Source organism: Variovorax sp. 10N412, assembly GCF_056394985.1.
Genome location: NZ_JBFTIO010000003.1, coordinates 88,480 through 103,502, shown reverse-complemented (window position 1 = coordinate 103,502; position 15,023 = coordinate 88,480). Strand labels below are relative to the sequence as shown.

Annotated in this window: 13 protein-coding genes; 9 read left to right on the top strand and 4 right to left on the bottom strand. The window is 70.1% G+C overall.

What is annotated here, in order from left to right; translation table 11 throughout:
- Positions 1–126 precede the first annotated feature (126 nt).
- Together tgt and queA are read right to left on the bottom strand one after the other, a co-directional pair.
- On the bottom strand, positions 127–1,299 hold the full coding sequence (gene tgt / locus AC1DJH_RS09785; RefSeq protein WP_435437474.1) for a tRNA guanosine(34) transglycosylase Tgt: 1,173 nt from the start codon (positions 1,297–1,299) through the stop codon (positions 127–129).
- Between the two features lie 5 nt (positions 1,300–1,304).
- Positions 1,305–2,348 (bottom strand): tRNA preQ1(34) S-adenosylmethionine ribosyltransferase-isomerase QueA, encoded by a 1,044-nt coding sequence (gene queA, locus AC1DJH_RS09780; protein WP_478185546.1) that lies wholly within the window; start codon positions 2,346–2,348, stop codon positions 1,305–1,307.
- 114 nt (positions 2,349–2,462) lie between these two features.
- On the opposite strand from queA, the gene AC1DJH_RS09775 reads away from it, so the two are divergent.
- From AC1DJH_RS09775 to recG, 3 genes are read left to right on the top strand one after another with little or no spacing between them, the layout of a single operon-like run.
- Positions 2,463–3,149, top strand: coding sequence for a DUF4166 domain-containing protein (locus AC1DJH_RS09775; RefSeq protein WP_478185545.1), 687 nt, complete (start codon positions 2,463–2,465; stop codon positions 3,147–3,149).
- The gene (locus tag AC1DJH_RS09770) at positions 3,146–4,636 is read left to right on the top strand and encodes a TIGR01777 family oxidoreductase (RefSeq protein ID WP_478185544.1); all 1,491 of its coding nucleotides are present in this window, start codon (positions 3,146–3,148) and stop codon (positions 4,634–4,636) included. Before AC1DJH_RS09775 ends, AC1DJH_RS09770 begins: the two co-directional genes overlap by 4 nt.
- Positions 4,637–4,647: 11 nt before the next feature.
- Complete coding sequence (gene recG, locus AC1DJH_RS09765) at positions 4,648–6,771, top strand: ATP-dependent DNA helicase RecG (RefSeq protein ID WP_478185543.1); 2,124 nt, start codon at positions 4,648–4,650, stop codon at positions 6,769–6,771.
- A gap of 6 nt (positions 6,772–6,777) precedes the next feature.
- Here recG and AC1DJH_RS09760 read toward each other — a convergent pair whose 3' ends face one another.
- Together AC1DJH_RS09760 and AC1DJH_RS09755 are read right to left on the bottom strand one after the other, a co-directional pair.
- Positions 6,778–7,410: a LysE family translocator gene (locus tag AC1DJH_RS09760; protein ID WP_478185542.1), complete on the bottom strand. Its 633-nt coding sequence runs from the start codon at positions 7,408–7,410 to the stop codon at positions 6,778–6,780.
- Between the two features lie 18 nt (positions 7,411–7,428).
- Entirely contained in the window at positions 7,429–8,133 is a 705-nt protein-coding gene (locus AC1DJH_RS09755) for a GntR family transcriptional regulator (protein WP_478185541.1), read from the bottom strand.
- A 320-nt stretch (positions 8,134–8,453) separates the two neighbouring features.
- On the opposite strand from AC1DJH_RS09755, the gene AC1DJH_RS09750 reads away from it, so the two are divergent.
- From AC1DJH_RS09750 to AC1DJH_RS09725, 6 genes are read left to right on the top strand one after another with little or no spacing between them, the layout of a single operon-like run.
- Positions 8,454–9,197, top strand: coding sequence for a DUF969 domain-containing protein (locus AC1DJH_RS09750; RefSeq protein WP_472125073.1), 744 nt, complete (start codon positions 8,454–8,456; stop codon positions 9,195–9,197).
- 2 nt (positions 9,198–9,199) lie between these two features.
- Positions 9,200–10,156, top strand: a complete 957-nt coding sequence (locus AC1DJH_RS09745; RefSeq protein WP_472125070.1) for a DUF979 domain-containing protein — start codon at positions 9,200–9,202, stop codon at positions 10,154–10,156.
- Between the two features lie 10 nt (positions 10,157–10,166).
- Positions 10,167–10,862: a pyroglutamyl-peptidase I gene (pcp, locus tag AC1DJH_RS09740; protein WP_478185540.1), complete on the top strand. Its 696-nt coding sequence runs from the start codon at positions 10,167–10,169 to the stop codon at positions 10,860–10,862.
- A 50-nt stretch (positions 10,863–10,912) separates the two neighbouring features.
- A complete protein-coding gene (locus tag AC1DJH_RS09735) occupies positions 10,913–11,689 on the top strand; it encodes a LamB/YcsF family protein (RefSeq protein ID WP_478185539.1) in 777 nt (258 codons plus the stop codon).
- A gap of 5 nt (positions 11,690–11,694) precedes the next feature.
- Positions 11,695–13,284, top strand: a complete 1,590-nt coding sequence (locus AC1DJH_RS09730; protein WP_478185834.1) for a 5-oxoprolinase subunit B/C family protein — start codon at positions 11,695–11,697, stop codon at positions 13,282–13,284.
- Between the two features lie 10 nt (positions 13,285–13,294).
- Entirely contained in the window at positions 13,295–15,022 is a 1,728-nt protein-coding gene (locus AC1DJH_RS09725; protein ID WP_478185538.1) for an acetyl/propionyl/methylcrotonyl-CoA carboxylase subunit alpha, read from the top strand.
- Position 15,023: the final 1 nt, after the last annotated feature.

Sequence of the window (15,023 nt, the reverse complement as noted above, 5' to 3'; positions counted from 1 at the left end):
GTGCGGCAGCAGCAGTGGGGACGGACAGCGAGCCTACCGGATGCGAATGCCCCCGGCCAGGCCGGTGCCGGGCCAATGCCAGGTTGGTTCCAGATTGGTGCCGACGGGCCGCGGCCCGCACGCCCCTCAGACGCCGCGCGCGCGCTCCGACTTGAACCGCGCGCGGAATTCCGTGAACGTGCCCGCGTCCAGCGCCGCGCGGATCTCGGTCATCAGGTTCAGGTAGTAGTGCAGGTTGTGGATGGTGCACAGCATCGGCCCGAGCATTTCGCCGCAGCGGTCCAGGTGATGCAGGTACGCGCGGCTGAAGCCTTCGCGTCCGCCGTCGTTCCAGCTCACGCCCGACGTGCCCGCGCAGGCGTGGCAGGTGCAGCTCGGGTCCACCGGCTGCGGGTCGGTCTTGTGGCGCGCGTTGCGCATCTTCAGGTCGCCGAAGCGGGTGAACATGGTGCCGTTGCGCGCATTGCGCGTGGGCATCACGCAGTCGAACATGTCCACGCCGTCGGCCACGCCCTGCACCAGGTCCTCGGGCGTGCCCACGCCCATCAGGTAGCGCGGCTTGTTCGCGGGCAACCGGTGCGGCGTGTGGCCCATGATGTGCAGCATCTCTTCCTTGGGCTCGCCCACGCTGACGCCGCCGACGGCATAGCCCGGAAAGTCCATGTCGACCAGCGCCGCCAGCGACTCCTCGCGCAGGTTCTCGAACATGCCGCCCTGCACGATGCCGAAGAGGGCGTTCGGGTTTTCCAGCCGTGCGAACTCGGTCTGGCAGCGCCGGGCCCAGCGCAGGCTGAGCTCCATCGAGACGCGCGCCTCGGCCTCGGTCGTGATGTGGCCCTGGGTGTCGTAGGGCGTGCACTCGTCGAACTGCATCACGATGTCGCTGTTCAGCACGGTCTGGATCTGCATCGAGACCTCGGGCGTGAGGAACAGCTTGTCGCCGTTGACGGGCGAGGCGAACTTCACGCCCTCTTCGCTGATCTTGCGCATGGCGCCCAGCGACCACACCTGGAAGCCGCCCGAGTCGGTGAGGATGGGCTTGTTCCACTTCTCGAACTGGTGCAGGCCGCCGAAGCTCTGCATCACGTCCTGGCCCGGGCGCATCCACAGGTGGAAGGTGTTGCCCAGGATGATCTGCGCGCCCATTTCTTCGAGGCTGCGCGGCATCACGCCCTTGACGGTGCCGTAGGTGCCCACGGGCATGAAGATCGGCGTCTGCACCTTGCCGTGGTTGAGCGTGAGCGTGGCGCGGCGCGCGTGGCTGTCGGGGTCGGTCTTGAGGAGTTCGAAGTTCAGCATGTCGTTCAGTCCGTGTGTCGTGCGAGCAGCATGGCGTCGCCGTAGCTGAAGAAGCGGTAGCCGCCGGAGATTGCGTGGGCATACAGCGCCATCACGCGCTCGTAGCCCGCAAGGGCCGAGACCAGCATCATCAGCGTGCTCTTGGGCAGGTGAAAGTTCGTCACCAGCAGGTCCACGTGCTGGAACGCGAAGCCCGGCGTGATGAAGATGCGGGTGTCGCCCGCGGCCTCGCCGGTCTTGGCCCATGACTCCAGCGTGCGCACGGTGGTCGTGCCCACCGCCACCACGCGCCCGCCGCGCGCCTTGCACTCGGCAATGGCGCGCTGCGTGGCCTCGGGCACTTCGTAGCGCTCGGCGTGCATCGTGTGCTCTGCAATGTTCTCGGTCTTCACCGGCTGGAAGGTGCCCGCGCCCACGTGCAGCGTGACGCTCGCACGCTGCACGCCGCGTGCTTCGAGTTCGTCCAGCAGGCCTTGGTCGAAGTGCAGTGCGGCCGTGGGCGCGGCCACCGCGCCGGGCACGCGCGCGAACACGGTCTGGTAGCGGCTTTCGTCGTCGGCCGAATCGGTGTGCGTGATGTAGGGCGGCAGCGGCACGTGGCCGCAGCGCTGCATCAGCGCGTACGGGTCTTCGCCCGCGTCGCTTTCGAAACCAAAGCGGAACAGCGCGCCGTCTTCCTCGGGCCAGCGGCCCAGCAGCGTGGCGCGGAACCCGCCGACCATCTGCAGCGTGGTGCCCACGGGCGGCTTCTTGCTCACCTTCATGTGGGCAACGACCTCTTGGCCCTGCAGTACACGTTCGACCAGCAGTTCGAGCTTGCCGCCGGTCGGCTTCTCGCCGAACAGGCGCGCCTTGACCACGCGCGTGTCGTTGAAGACCAGCAGGTCGCCCGCGCGCAGCAGCGAAGGCAGGCTCTTGAAGATGCGGTCGACCGGGGCGGGGCCTGTGCCGTCGAGCAGACGGGAGGCGGTGCGTTCGGTGGCCGGGTGTTGCGCCACCAGATCGGGGGGCAGGGCGAAATCGAAATCGGAGAGCGTGAAAGCGCGCATGGTGCTTGAGGGCCGGACGGGCCCGTTCCAAGGAAGACGGCCGGCATTCTCCCATGCCGAGAAAACCGGGCCGCGGCGTGAGGCTGCACGGGGTTGCCGAGGCAGAATCAGCGGATGGTCGATTCACAAGCAGCCCGCGTTTCTTCGGGGTCCGAACCGGGCGTTGCCCCCGGCCCCTCCGAAGGCGAGCTCTTCAAGAAAATTCTCGGCCATGCCTGGCAGGGCCTGCACCCGGACATTCGCCGCCGCTTCGACAAGAACCCCTCGCCGGGCAAGGCGCTGCACTACCTGGGCGCGCTCAGCGAGCTGCGATGCTCGCGCTTCGGCCGGCTGCTCGGCCACCTGACGCAACCGCTGATCCAGGGCGCGCTCATTCCCTACAGCGACAGCCACTTTCCCGTGGAGATCCAGGTCTACGCGAAGCCGGATGACCCGGCCATCTACAAGCAGCGCATCTACCGCCTGCACGGCCGAAAGCCCATCCAGTTCACCAGCTTCATGCGCGAGAGCGAGCGCGGCGAGGTGCTGGAGTACGTGGGCATGGGCCTGGGCATGAAGCTGGTGCTGAGCGTGGAAAACGGCAGCCTGCATTTCCAGAGCGACGGCTACTTCTGGGACCTGTTCGGCTGGCGTATTCCGTTGCCGGGCCTGCTCACGCCGGGCAAGACCTTTCTCTGGCACCACAACGAAACGCCCGAGCGCTTCAACATCCGCATCGAGATCCGCCACTGCCTGATGGGCACCACCTTCACCCAGGTCGGCGTGTTCGAGGAAGTGCCGGAACCGAAAGCCCCCCGATGATCGACACCCACCTTCTGGCCCTGCAGCTCATGGCCGCCCAGGGCGCGCTCGGCGCCTTCGACACGCTCTACCACCACGAGGGCACCGAGGCGCTGCCGCGGCGCGCCACGGCGGGGCGCGAGCTGTCGATCCACGCCACGCGCTCTTCCATCTATTGCGCGCTGTTCATCGGCCTGTCGTCGTGGGCCTGGCACGGCGCTTGGGCGTGGGTGCTGCTGGCGGTGTTCGGCGTGGAGATCGTGCTCACGCTGTGGGACTTCGTGGTCGAGGACGGCAGCCGCCTGCTGCCGCCGACGGAGCGGGTCACGCACACGGTGCTGGCCATCAATGCGGGTGCGTTCATCGCGCTGCTGGCGATGAATGCGGTCGACTGGGCCGCGCAGCCGACGGCCATGGTGTGGCAGCCGTACGGCTGGCTCAGTGCCTTCCTCGCGTTGTGCGGCGTGGGCGTGGGCGTGTCCGGGTTGCGCGACGGGCTTGCGGCGCGCGCGATCTTCAAGCGCCAGAAGCAGGCGCACGCGCGCGATGCGCAGGCGCCGGTGCGCTTCGGTTCGAAGCCGCAGCGCGTGCTGGTCACGGGCGGCACCGGCTTCATCGGCCAGTTGCTCGTGCGCCAGCTGCTCGCCGACGGCCATGCAGTGACGGTATGGACGCGCGACGCGCGCTCGGCCGCCTGGGGCTTCGGCGGCGCGGTGCGCTGCGTGCAGTCGCTCGCGCAGGTGCCCGCGGCCGACGACATCGACGTGGTCGTCAACCTCGCGGGCGCGCGCATCCTGGGCATGCGCTGGAGCGATCGGCGCCAGCAGCAGCTGCTGCAAAGCCGCGAGGGTCTGACGCAGCAGCTGGTCGCGTGGATCGCCGCGCGCCCGCGCAAGCCGTGGCTGCTGCTCTCGGGCTCGGCCATCGGCTACTACGGCGTGCAGCCGCAGGGCGACGCCACCGAGCTGGCCGAAGACGCGCCGCCGCAGGACATCTTCATGTCGCAGCTGTGCCGGCGCTGGGAGCAGGCCGCGCATGCGGCGGTGGCGCACGGCGTGCAGGTGGCCTGCATGCGCTTCGGCTTCGTGCTGGGCCACCAGGGCTCGCTGCCGCAGTTGCTGCTGCCGATTTCGCTGGGCATGGGCGGTCGGCTGGGCAGCGGGCGGCAGTGGCTGTCGTGGGTGCACGTGCACGACCTGGTCCGCGCCATGGCCCATGTGTGGACCGTGGCGGAAGGCACCGCCGGGCCCGCGACCGCGCGAGCCTGGAACTTCACCGCGCCCGGCGCGTTGAGCCAGGAAGAATTCACCCGCGTGGCCGCCGGCGTGCTGCACCGCCCCTGCTGGATGCCCACGCCCGCCGCGCCCGTCAAGCTGCTGCTCGGCGAACAGGCCGACCTGCTGCTCGAAGGCCAGCGCGTGGTGCCGGCGCGGCTGCTGCAGACCGGCTTTCGCTTCGCGTTTCCCGATGCCCGCAGCGCCTTGACGGACCTTTGCCGCCCGCGCTAGAAGCCCTGCCTGTGCCCGCCAAGAAAGCCCCTTCCCCCGCTGCCGCCGCCGCCGCACCTGCGCCTGCAGGGCCGCCCGGCAGCGGGCTGAGCCTGGTGCAGCGCGCGCTGCGCAAGCTCGGCCTGGTGCGCGACATCGACTTCGCGCTGTACCTGCCGATGCGCTACGAGGACGAGACGCGCATCGTGCGGCTGGCCGACACGCGCGACGGCGACATGGCGCAGGTCGAGGGCGTGGTGACCGACTGCGAGGTGGTGTTCCGCCCGCGCCGCCAACTCATCGCCACCCTCGACGACGGCTCCGACACCTGCGAGCTGCGCTTCTTCAACTTCTATCCGTCGCAGCAGAAGCAGCTGGCGGTCGGCGCCAAGGTGCGCGTGCGCGGCGAGATGCGCGGCGGCTTCGTGGGGCGGCAGATGATGCACCCGACGGTCAAGGCGGCCGGCACCTCGCTGCCCAACGCGCTCACGCCGGTGTACTCGACCGTGGCCGGCCTCGCGCAGCCGGTGCTGCGGCGCGAAGTGCGCTCGGGCCTGGCGCGCGCGGTGCTCGACGAGACGATCCCGGTGCAGATCGGCCTGCGCGGCGCGTGGGACCTGCGCGCCGCGCTGAGCTTCCTGCACTACCCGACGCCCGACGTGTCCATCGCCGCGCTCGAAGACCACAGCCACCCGGCGTGGCAGCGCATCAAGGCCGAGGAACTGCTGGCGCAGCAGCTGTCGCAGCTGCAGGCCCGGCTGGAGCGCGCGGCGCAGCGCGCGCCGGTGCTGCCCTCGTCCGCCGAGCCGGCCGCGGCCTCGCTGCATGCGCAGTTCCTGGCCGTGCTGCCCTTCGGCCTGACCGGCGCGCAGCAACGCGTGGGCGAAGAGATCACGGCCGACCTGGGCCGTCCCATTCCCATGCACCGCCTGCTGCAGGGCGACGTGGGCTCGGGCAAGACGGTGGTGGCCGCGCTGGCGGCGGCGCGCTGCATCGACGCAGGCTTCCAGTGCGCGCTGATGGCGCCCACCGAAATCCTCGCGGCGCAGCATTTCGGCAAGCTGGTCGGCTGGCTCGACCCGCTGCTGGCCGAACGCGGCCTGCGCGTGGCATGGCTCACGGGCAGCCAGAAGAAGAAGGAGCGCGACGAGATGTCGGCCGCCGTCGAGAGCGGCCAGGCCGCGCTGGTCATCGGCACGCACGCGGTCATCTCGGAGAAGGTGCGCTTCAAAAAGCTCGCGCTGGCGATCATCGACGAGCAGCACCGCTTCGGCGTGGCGCAGCGCCTCGCCCTGCGCGGCAAGGCCAGCGGCGACCTGGAGCCGCATCTGCTGATGATGAGCGCCACCCCCATCCCGCGCACGCTGGCCATGAGCTACTACGCCGACCTCGACGTCTCCACGCTCGACGAGCTGCCCCCGGGCCGCACCCCCATCGTCACCAAGCTGGTGGCCGACCACCGGCGCGACGAGGTCATCGACCGCATCCAGTCGCAGATTTCGCAGGGCCGGCAGGTCTACTGGGTGTGCCCGCTGATCGAGGAGAGCGAGGCGGTCGACCTGCGCAACGCCACCGAAACGCGCGAAGAACTGGCCGGCACGCTGGGCGATGCCATCCATGTCGGCCTGCTGCATTCGCGCATGCCCACGGCCGAGAAGCAGGCCGTGATGGCGGCGTTCACCGCCAATGAAATCCAGGTGCTGGTGAGCACGACCGTGATCGAAGTGGGCGTCGACGTGCCCAACGCCTCGCTCGTGGTCATCGAGCATGCCGAGCGCTTCGGCCTGTCGCAGCTGCACCAGTTGCGCGGGCGCGTCGGGCGCGGCGCGGCGGCCTCGGCCTGCGTGCTGCTCTATGCGCCGGGCGACAGCGGGCGCGTGGGCGAGGCGGCGCGCGCGCGGCTCAAGGCCATGGCGGAAACGGGCGACGGCTTCGAGATCGCGCGGCGCGACCTGGAGATTCGCGGCCCGGGCGAGTTCCTGGGCGCGCGCCAGTCGGGCGCGCCGCTGCTGCGCTTCGCCGACCTGGCGACCGACACGCTGCTGCTCGACTGGGCGCGCGAACTGGCGCCGGTGATGCTGCACAAGCACCCCGAGCTGGCCCAGCGGCACATCGACCGCTGGCTCGGCACCAAGGCCGAGTACCTGAAAGCCTGAAGACGCTCAGCCCGCCGGCCGGCGCGTGAACGCCAGGATCAGCCCGAAGCCGACCATCATGCTGCCGCTCACGCGGTTGAACCAGCGCATGGCCCGGCTGCCATCGGCCAGCCGGCGCATGCGTGCGCCGAGCATCGCGTAGAGCGCGATCGCGACCATCTCGAACACCAGGAAGGTCACGCCCAGCAGCAGGTAGCTGGAGGCGTACGCGCCGGGCACCACGAACTGCGGAAAGAAGGCGGTGAACACCAGGATGGCCTTCGGATTGCCCGCTGCCACGGTGAATTCCTGGCGCACCAGCGCGCGCATGGACAGCGGCGCCGAAGCGTCGCGCGACTGCACCTCGGCCGTGGGCGCCGGCGCACGCAGCAGCCGGATGCCGATCCACACCAGGTAGGCCGCGCCGATGTACTTGATGACGTCGAAGGCCATCTCCGACGCCACCAGCACCGCGCCCATGCCCAGCCCCGCGATGGCGATCATGATCGCGAAGGCCACGAGCCGCCCGCTGGCCGCCATGACGGCCGGCGCCACGCCGTGCTTCGCGCCGTTGGTGACCGACAGCAGGTTGTTGGGGCCGAACGCCATGTTGATGGCGAAGCAGGCCGGCAGGAAGAGCAGGTAGGCAGACAGGGTCATGGCGTCTCCTTGGAGTGGTCAGTTGTCGAGGCCGTTTTCGGGCATCTGCCGCGCATAGACGGCAAGCACGATGCGTTCGGAGTGGATGAGGTACTCGTTGAGCGACGCCGAGCCCTCGGCGAACTTGCCGGCCTCGATGAGTTCGAGCAGCTTGGTGTTCATGTCCACGTAGGGCGCATGCAGGAACTCCGGGTCTTTCAGCAGGCCGAAGGCCAGCCGCAGCTCGACCAGGATGTGCGCGAACAAGATGTTCAGCCGTTCGCTGTCCGCCAACTCCACGATGCCCTTGTGGAACTCCATGTTGGCCGTGCCCACGCCCAGCCAGTCGCCGGCGTCGCGGCATTTCAGCGCCGTTTCCACGGCCTCGCGCATGTGCTTCTTGGCCGGATGCCGCGGGTAGGCCTGCGCCAGCGCCTGGCATTCGATGAGCCGGCGCACCCGGTAGATGTCGATGATCGACGCGATGCTCGGCACCGCCACGAACACGCCGCGGTTGGGCGCGTGCTTGAGCAGCCCTTCCTTGGTCAGCGTGCGGAACACCTCGCGCAAGGTGTTGCGCGAAATCTCGAAGCTGTCGGCCAGCGCGGCCTCCGACAGCCGCTGCCCGGGCGAGAACTCGCCCTTCACGATCTTCTGGCGGATGAGTTCGGCGACCCGGTCGTTGAGCGTCTGCGTGCCGGCGGCCGGCGATGCGGGGGAAGTCGGGGAGGCCAGTGAAGTCATTCCAGGAAGGGGAGGATGGAAGGGGCGGGAAAGCCGGGTGAACCCGGGCGAACCGGGCCCAGCAGAGTTTGCAGCAGATTCCGCTCCCGGATGGCAGGTTTCAGGCCACAGCCGATGCACCCGGAGCGGGCGCGATCAGGGTTTTCATGGGGTCACTCAGGCACTGTTGTTGGGCACACTCGCCATGATTGTTCAACAATCTCTGATTAATGAGTGATTCAGGTGAAATCAATTGCTCATTCATTGGCACGAGGTTTGCATCAAGCGAAGGGCCGGCGCTCCCGCGCAAGGTGTCTCTGAATCCATAACGAAAGACCAACATGACTCCTGACATCCCTCATCTGTGGCCGCTGATCGGCGTGGCCGTGATCATTGCGGGCTTCATCCTGCGCTTCAATCCGATGCTGGTGGTGATCGTCACGGCCATCGTGACGGCGGCCGCGGCGGGCTTCGGGCCGATGGCCATCCTCACGGCCATCGGCAACGGGTTCATCAAGACGCGCAACCTGCCGCTGATCATTCTTCTGCCGCTGGCCGTCATCGGGCTGCTCGAGCGCCACGGCCTGCGCCAGCACGCGCAGAACTGGATCAGCCGCATCAAGTCGGCCACCGCCGGGCGCCTGCTGATCGTCTACCTCGCCGCGCGCGAACTCACCGCCGCCGTCGGCCTCACCAGCCTGGGCGGCCACCCGCAGATGGTTCGCCCGCTGCTCGCACCCATGGCCGAAGGCGCCACCGAGACCCGCTACGGCAAGCTGCCCGAGCGCCTGCGCCACAAGCTGCGCGCCTATGCCGCGGCCACCGACAACGTGGGCCTGTTCTTCGGCGAGGACATCTTCGTGGCCTTCGGCGCCATCGTGCTGATGAGCACCTTCCTGCACGAGGCCGGCATCGACGTGGAGCCGCTGCACATCGCGCTGTGGGGCATTCCGACGGCCATTGCCGCCTTCATCATCCATTCGTGGCGCCTGCGCCGGCTCGACCAGTCGATCGCGCGCGAAATGGCCGGTGAGAAGGCCCAAGACGCTGTCGTCGCACCTGTTGCGACCCAGGAAGGCCGCTGATCATGATTCTCTCGATCCAGCACCTCTACATCCTGGTCGGCCTGATCCTCGCGGTCACGGCCATCATGACGCTGACCGACCGCCAGCATCCCAAGCGCTACACCAGCGGCCTGTTCTGGGCGCTCTATGCGCTGGTCTTCCTGATCGGCGACAAGCTGCCGCCGGCCGTGGTCGGCGGGGGCGCCATCGTCATGGCCGTCATTGCCGGCCTGCGCGGCGTCGGCGCGGGCAAGCACCGCGAGCCCACGCCCGGGCAATACCAGGCCAGTGCCGCGCGCCTGGGCAACAAGCTCTTCATGCCCGCGCTGGCGATTCCGCTCGTCACCGTGATCGGCACCGTGCTCATGAGCAAGGTGAAGATCGGCGACGCCTTCCTGCTCGACCCCAAGAACACCACCCTGGTGAGCCTTGGCGTGGGCTGCGTGGTGGCGCTGGCGCTGGCCTGCTGGCTGACGCGCGAGACGCCGATGCAGGGCATGCGCGAGTCGAGGCGCCTGACCGACGCGCTGGGCTGGGCCGTGGTGCTGCCGCAGATGCTGGGCATGCTGGGCCTGGTGTTCTCCGACGCGGGCGTGGGCAAGGCCGTGGCGTACATCACCACCAGCTACATCAACATGGACATCCGCTTCGTGGCGGTGGTGGTGTACGTGCTGGGCATGGCGCTGTTCACCATCATCATGGGCAACGGCTTCGCGGCCTTCCCGGTGATGACGGGCGGCGTGGGCGTGCCGGTGCTGGTGGGCGTTTACCACGGCGACCCGGCGGTGATGGCAGCCATCGGCATGTTCTCGGGCTACTGCGGCACGCTGATGACGCCGATGGCGGCCAACTTCAACATCGTGCCGGCGGCGCTGCTGGAGCTGCCCGACAAGAACGCGGTGATCAAGGTGCAGATACCCACTGCCGCTGCCTTGCTCGTGGTCAACATCTTCCTGCTGTACTTCCTGATGTTCCGTTAAGGCGCCGCGCATGACCACCAAAGCCAGGCAGCCGAGCGCACCCCGGGTGCTGCTCGCGGGCTTCGAGCCCTTCGAGAACGACCCCGTCAACCCCGCATGGGAGATTGCCCGCGTGCTCGACGGCTGGGCCTGCGAAGGCGCCGTGGTGCAGGCGCTGCAGCTGCCGTGCGTGTTCGGGCGCGCCATCGACACGCTCGACGCGGCGCTGGCGGACATCCTCGGCAAGAAGGCGCCGCTGCCGCTGGTGCTGTGCATCGGCGCGGCGGGCGGGCGCACCGAGATCTCGATGGAGCGCGCCGCGCTGAACGTCGACGACGCGCGCATTCCCGACAATGCGGGCTTCCAGCCCATCGACACCGAGGTGGTGGCCGGCGGCCCGGCGGCCTACTTCTCGACATTGCCCATCAAGGCCATGGTGCGCGACGTGCGCGCCGCGGGGCTGCCGGCGGCGGTGTCCAACAGCGCCGGCACCTTCGTGTGCAACCACATCTTCTATGCGCTGATGCACCGGCTGGCGACGCAGCCGGCCCTTGCGCACACGCGCGGCGGCTTCGTCCACGTGCCCTACCTGCCCGAGCAGGCCGCGCCCAAGCCGGGCGTGGCGAGCATGGCGCTGGCCGCGCAGGTGGAAGCCTTTCGTGTGGGCATACGCACCGCGCTCACCGTGCGCCAGGACGTGCGCGAGACCGGCGGCCGCCTGCATTGACCTTGCATTGACACCCAGGGCGCGCGCAGCGCGCGCCGGAGACCAACACGATGAACATCGACTTGAACAGTGACCTCGGCGAGAGCCTGGGCGTGTGGCGCATGGGCGACGACGCGGCCATGCTCGCCCTCGTGAGCAGCGCCAACGTGGCCTGCGGCTTCCATGCGGGGGACCCCGCCGGCATCCTGCGCACGCTGCGCCAGGCCAGGGAGCGCGGCGTCGCCATCGGCGCGCATGTGTCGTACCGCGACCTCGTGGGCTTCGGGCGCCGCAACATGGACGTGGAAAGCGCCGACCTGCGCGCCGACGTGATCTACCAGATCGGCGCGCTCAAGGGCTTGGCCGCCGCCGCCGGCACCACGGTGCGCTACGTGAAGCCGCACGGCGCGCTCTACAACACCATCGCCCACGACGAGCGCCAGGCGCGCGACGTGATCGCCGCCATCCAGGAGGCCGACCCCACGCTGTGCCTGGTGGCGCTGGCGGGCTCGCCCTTGCTGGGCTGGGCGCGCGGCGAAGGCCTGCGCGCCGTGGCCGAGGCCTTTGCCGACCGCGCCTACACGCCCCAGGGCACGCTGGTGTCGCGGCGCGAGCCCGGTGCGGTGCTGCACGACGCCGGCGAGGTGGCCGAGCGCATGCTGCGGCTGGCCGCCGACGGCGTGCTCACGGCCATCGACGGCAGCACGGTGCGCATCGAGGCCGAATCGGTCTGCGTGCACGGCGACAGCCCCGGCGCGGTCGAGATGGCGCGCCAGGTGCGCGCGCGGCTGGAGCAGGCGGGCGTGACCATTCGGCCTTTCGTGGACGGCCTTGCGAGCGCTGACTGATGACGATGCGCTTTCTTCCGGTCAACCTGAATGCGCTGCTGGTCGAGCTCGACGACCTGCCGCAGACGCTGGCGCTGCTGGCCTCGCTGCGCGCCGAACCCATTGCGGGCATCGAGGAGCTGGTGCCCGCCGCGCGCACGCTGCTGGTCACGTTCCGTCCGGCCGCCATCGGCGCGGACGAACTCGTGCGGCAGATCGGCCAGCGCAGCCTCGACGCCCGCGAGACGCGCATCGACAAGCGCATCGAGATTGCGGTGCGCTACGACGGCGAAGACCTGGCCGAGGTGGCCGGACTGCTGGGCATCGCGCCCGAGGAAGTGGTGCGACGCCACACCGGCAGCGACTACACCGTGGCCTTCACCGGCTTCGCGCCCGGCTTCGCCTACCTCTCGGGCGGCGACGCCAGCCTGAACGTGCCGCGCCGGTCGGTGCCGCGCACCCGCATTCCGGCGGGCGCGGTGGGCCTGGCGGGCAGCTTCAGCGGTGTCTATCCGCAGGCCAGCCCGGGCGGCTGGCAGATCATCGGCATCACCGATGCGCCGATGTGGGACCTGTCGCGCGAAACACCGGCGCTGCTGCAGCCGGGCGACACGGTGCGCTTCGTGGATGCCACGGCGTTGCCGAAGGCAGAGCCCGCGGCGGTGGAGGCCGCGCCTTCCCGCCCTGTCGCGGCGAACGGCTGCGCCTTCGAGATCCGTGCCGCCGGGCTGCAGGCGCTGCTGCAGGACGGCGGCCGCCACGGCCAGGCGAAGCAGGGCGTGTCCGCGTCCGGCGCGATGGACCGGCGTTCGCTGCAGGCGGCCAACCGGCTGGTGGGCAACCCTTCGGACGCGGCCTGCATCGAGATCGCGTATGGCGGCTTCCAGTTCGTCTGCCGCGGCGATGCGGTGGTGGCCGTCACCGGTGCCGAGGGCCCCGTCACCGTGACCCGCGCCGATGGCGTGGCGTGGCCGCTGCCGCGCTACCAGCCGGTCGCGCTGGCCGACGGCGACACGCTGGCGCTGGGCGAGCCGCAGGCCGGCATCCGCAGCTACTTGGCGGTGCGCGGCGGCTTCGACGTGGCGCCGGTGCTCGGCAGCCTGTCGACCGACACGCTCGCTCGCATCGGTCCGCCGGCCGTGGCCACGGGCGACGTGCTGCCCGTGCGCGCGGTGGCGGCAGGCGCCTTGGTGGGCGCCGCCGAAGCGTCGCCGGACGACCTGCCCACGGTGCAGCAGGAGGTCGTGCTCGACATCGTGCTCGGCCCGCGCACCGACTGGTTCACGCCCGAGGCGGTCGCCTTGCTGTGCAGCCAGTCGTGGGTGGTCACGCCGCAGTCGAACCGCGTCGGCATCCGCCTGTCGGGCGAGGTGCCGCTGGCGCGCGCCAACCCCGCCGAACTGCCCAGCGAGGGCACGGCGTACGGCGCACTGCAGGTGCCGCCCAGCGGCCAGCCCGTGCTGTTCCTGGCCGACCATCCGCTGACCGGCGGCTACCCCGTGATCGCTTCCGTCGCCACCCACCACCTGGACCGCGCGGGTCAGATCCCCGTGAACGCGCGCGTCCGCTTCCACCCGATTGCCGCTCCCGGCCCCGTCGCGCCCAGCGCACCGTGAAAGCCCCCCGATGAAAAAACTCCTGATCGCCAACCGCGGCGAAATCGCCGTGCGCATTGCGCGCGCCTGTGCCGACCACGGCGTGCAGTCGGTCGCGGTGTATGCCGATGCCGACCTGAACGCGCTGCACGTGCGCATGGCCGACGAGGCCTACGGGCTGGAGGGCGACAAGCCCGCCGACACCTACCTGAACATCGCCAAGCTGCTGGCCGTGGCCAGGCGCAGCGGTGCCGACGCGGTGCACCCGGGCTACGGCTTCCTCTCCGAGAGCGCGGCGTTCGCGCAGGCCGTGATCGATGCCGGCCTGACGTGGGTCGGCCCGTCGCCGTCCGCCATCGCGATGCTGGGCGACAAGGTGCAGGCCCGCAAGCTCGCGCTCAAGGTCGGCGCGCCGCTGGTGGCGGGCACGGCCGACCCGGTGAGCAGCGCCGGCGAGGTGCTCGCCTTCGCCGAGACGCACGGCCTGCCGGTCGCGATCAAGGCCGCCTTCGGTGGCGGCGGGCGCGGCATCAAGGTGGCATGGCGGCTCGACGAGGTCGAGGGGCTCTACGAGTCGGCGGTGCGCGAGGCCGTGACGGCCTTCGGGCGCGGCGAGTGCTATGTCGAGCAGTTCCTCGACCGACCGCGCCACGTCGAGGCGCAGGTGCTGGCCGACACGCACGGCCACGTGGTGGTGGTCGGCACGCGCGACTGCTCGCTGCAGCGGCGCAACCAGAAGCTGGTGGAGGAGGCGCCCGCCCCCTTCCTGAGCGACGCACAGCGCGAGCGCATCCACCAGTCGGCGCGCGACATCTGCGCGGCGGCCGGCTACACGGGCGCCGGCACGGTCGAATTCATGCTGAGCGCGAGCGGTGCGATCTCCTTCCTCGAAGTGAACACGCGGCTGCAGGTGGAGCATCCGGTGACCGAGGAAACCACGGGCATCGACCTGGTGATCGAGCAGCTGCGCATCGCCGAAGGGCTGCCCCTGTCTATCACGCAGACGCCCGCCCCGCGCGGCCATGCCTTCGAGTTCCGCATCAATGCCGAAGACGTGGGGCGCGGCTTCCTGCCGTCGCCGGGGCCGGTGAAGGTGTTCGACGCGCCTTCGGGCCCGGGCGTGCGCGTGGACACGGGCGTGGACGCGGGGTCGCAGGTGCCGGGCACCTTCGATTCGCTGATGGCCAAGCTCATCGTCACCGGCGCCACGCGCGAGCAGGCGATTGCGCGGGCGCGCCGCGCGCTCAAGGAGTTCCGCATCGAGGGCCTGCCCACGGTGCTGCCGTTCCACCGTGCGGTGATGGCGCACCCCGACTTCGTGTCGGGCGACGCGTTCAAGGTGCACACGCGCTGGATCGAGACCGACTTCGCCAATGGCGAGGCCGCGGCGATGCGGCCCGACCCGCTGCCCGACACGGCGCTGTTGCGCACGGCGATCGAAGTGGACGGCCGGCGCATGGCGCTGGGCCTGCCGGCGGTGCTGTTGAGCGGGCTGTCGTCGGCCGCCGGTGCTGCGGGCATGGCGCCCGCCGAAGCGGCCGTGGCGGATGCCGCCGCCGTGGCCGCGCCGGTGTCCGGCACCTTGCAGGGCTGGAAGGTCGCCGACGGCGACGAGGTGGCGCAGGGCACGGTCGTCGCCGTGATGGAGGCGATGAAGATGGAGATGCAGGTCGTCGCGCACCGCGCGGGGCGCATCGCCTTCGCGGTGGCGGCGGGCGGCTATGTGGCGGCGGGCGCCATGCTGGCGACCATCGGCTGAT

Bases quoted from the DNA above. Each gene is read 5' to 3' on its own strand.
- tgt (WP_435437474.1), bottom strand. From the start codon at position 1,299: ATGCTGAACTTCGAACTCCTCAAGACCGACCCCGACAGCCACGCGCGC.
- queA (WP_478185546.1), bottom strand. From the start codon at position 2,348: ATGCGCGCTTTCACGCTCTCCGATTTCGATTTCGCCCTGCCCCCCGAT.
- AC1DJH_RS09775 (WP_478185545.1), top strand. From the start codon at position 2,463: ATGGTCGATTCACAAGCAGCCCGCGTTTCTTCGGGGTCCGAACCGGGC.
- AC1DJH_RS09770 (WP_478185544.1), top strand. From the start codon at position 3,146: ATGATCGACACCCACCTTCTGGCCCTGCAGCTCATGGCCGCCCAGGGC.
- AC1DJH_RS09760 (WP_478185542.1), bottom strand. From the start codon at position 7,410: ATGACCCTGTCTGCCTACCTGCTCTTCCTGCCGGCCTGCTTCGCCATC.
- AC1DJH_RS09755 (WP_478185541.1), bottom strand. From the start codon at position 8,133: ATGACTTCACTGGCCTCCCCGACTTCCCCCGCATCGCCGGCCGCCGGC.
- AC1DJH_RS09750 (WP_472125073.1), top strand. From the start codon at position 8,454: ATGACTCCTGACATCCCTCATCTGTGGCCGCTGATCGGCGTGGCCGTG.
- AC1DJH_RS09745 (WP_472125070.1), top strand. From the start codon at position 9,200: ATGATTCTCTCGATCCAGCACCTCTACATCCTGGTCGGCCTGATCCTC.
- pcp (WP_478185540.1), top strand. From the start codon at position 10,167: ATGACCACCAAAGCCAGGCAGCCGAGCGCACCCCGGGTGCTGCTCGCG.
- AC1DJH_RS09735 (WP_478185539.1), top strand. From the start codon at position 10,913: ATGAACATCGACTTGAACAGTGACCTCGGCGAGAGCCTGGGCGTGTGG.
- AC1DJH_RS09730 (WP_478185834.1), top strand. From the start codon at position 11,695: ATGCGCTTTCTTCCGGTCAACCTGAATGCGCTGCTGGTCGAGCTCGAC.
- AC1DJH_RS09725 (WP_478185538.1), top strand. From the start codon at position 13,295: ATGAAAAAACTCCTGATCGCCAACCGCGGCGAAATCGCCGTGCGCATT.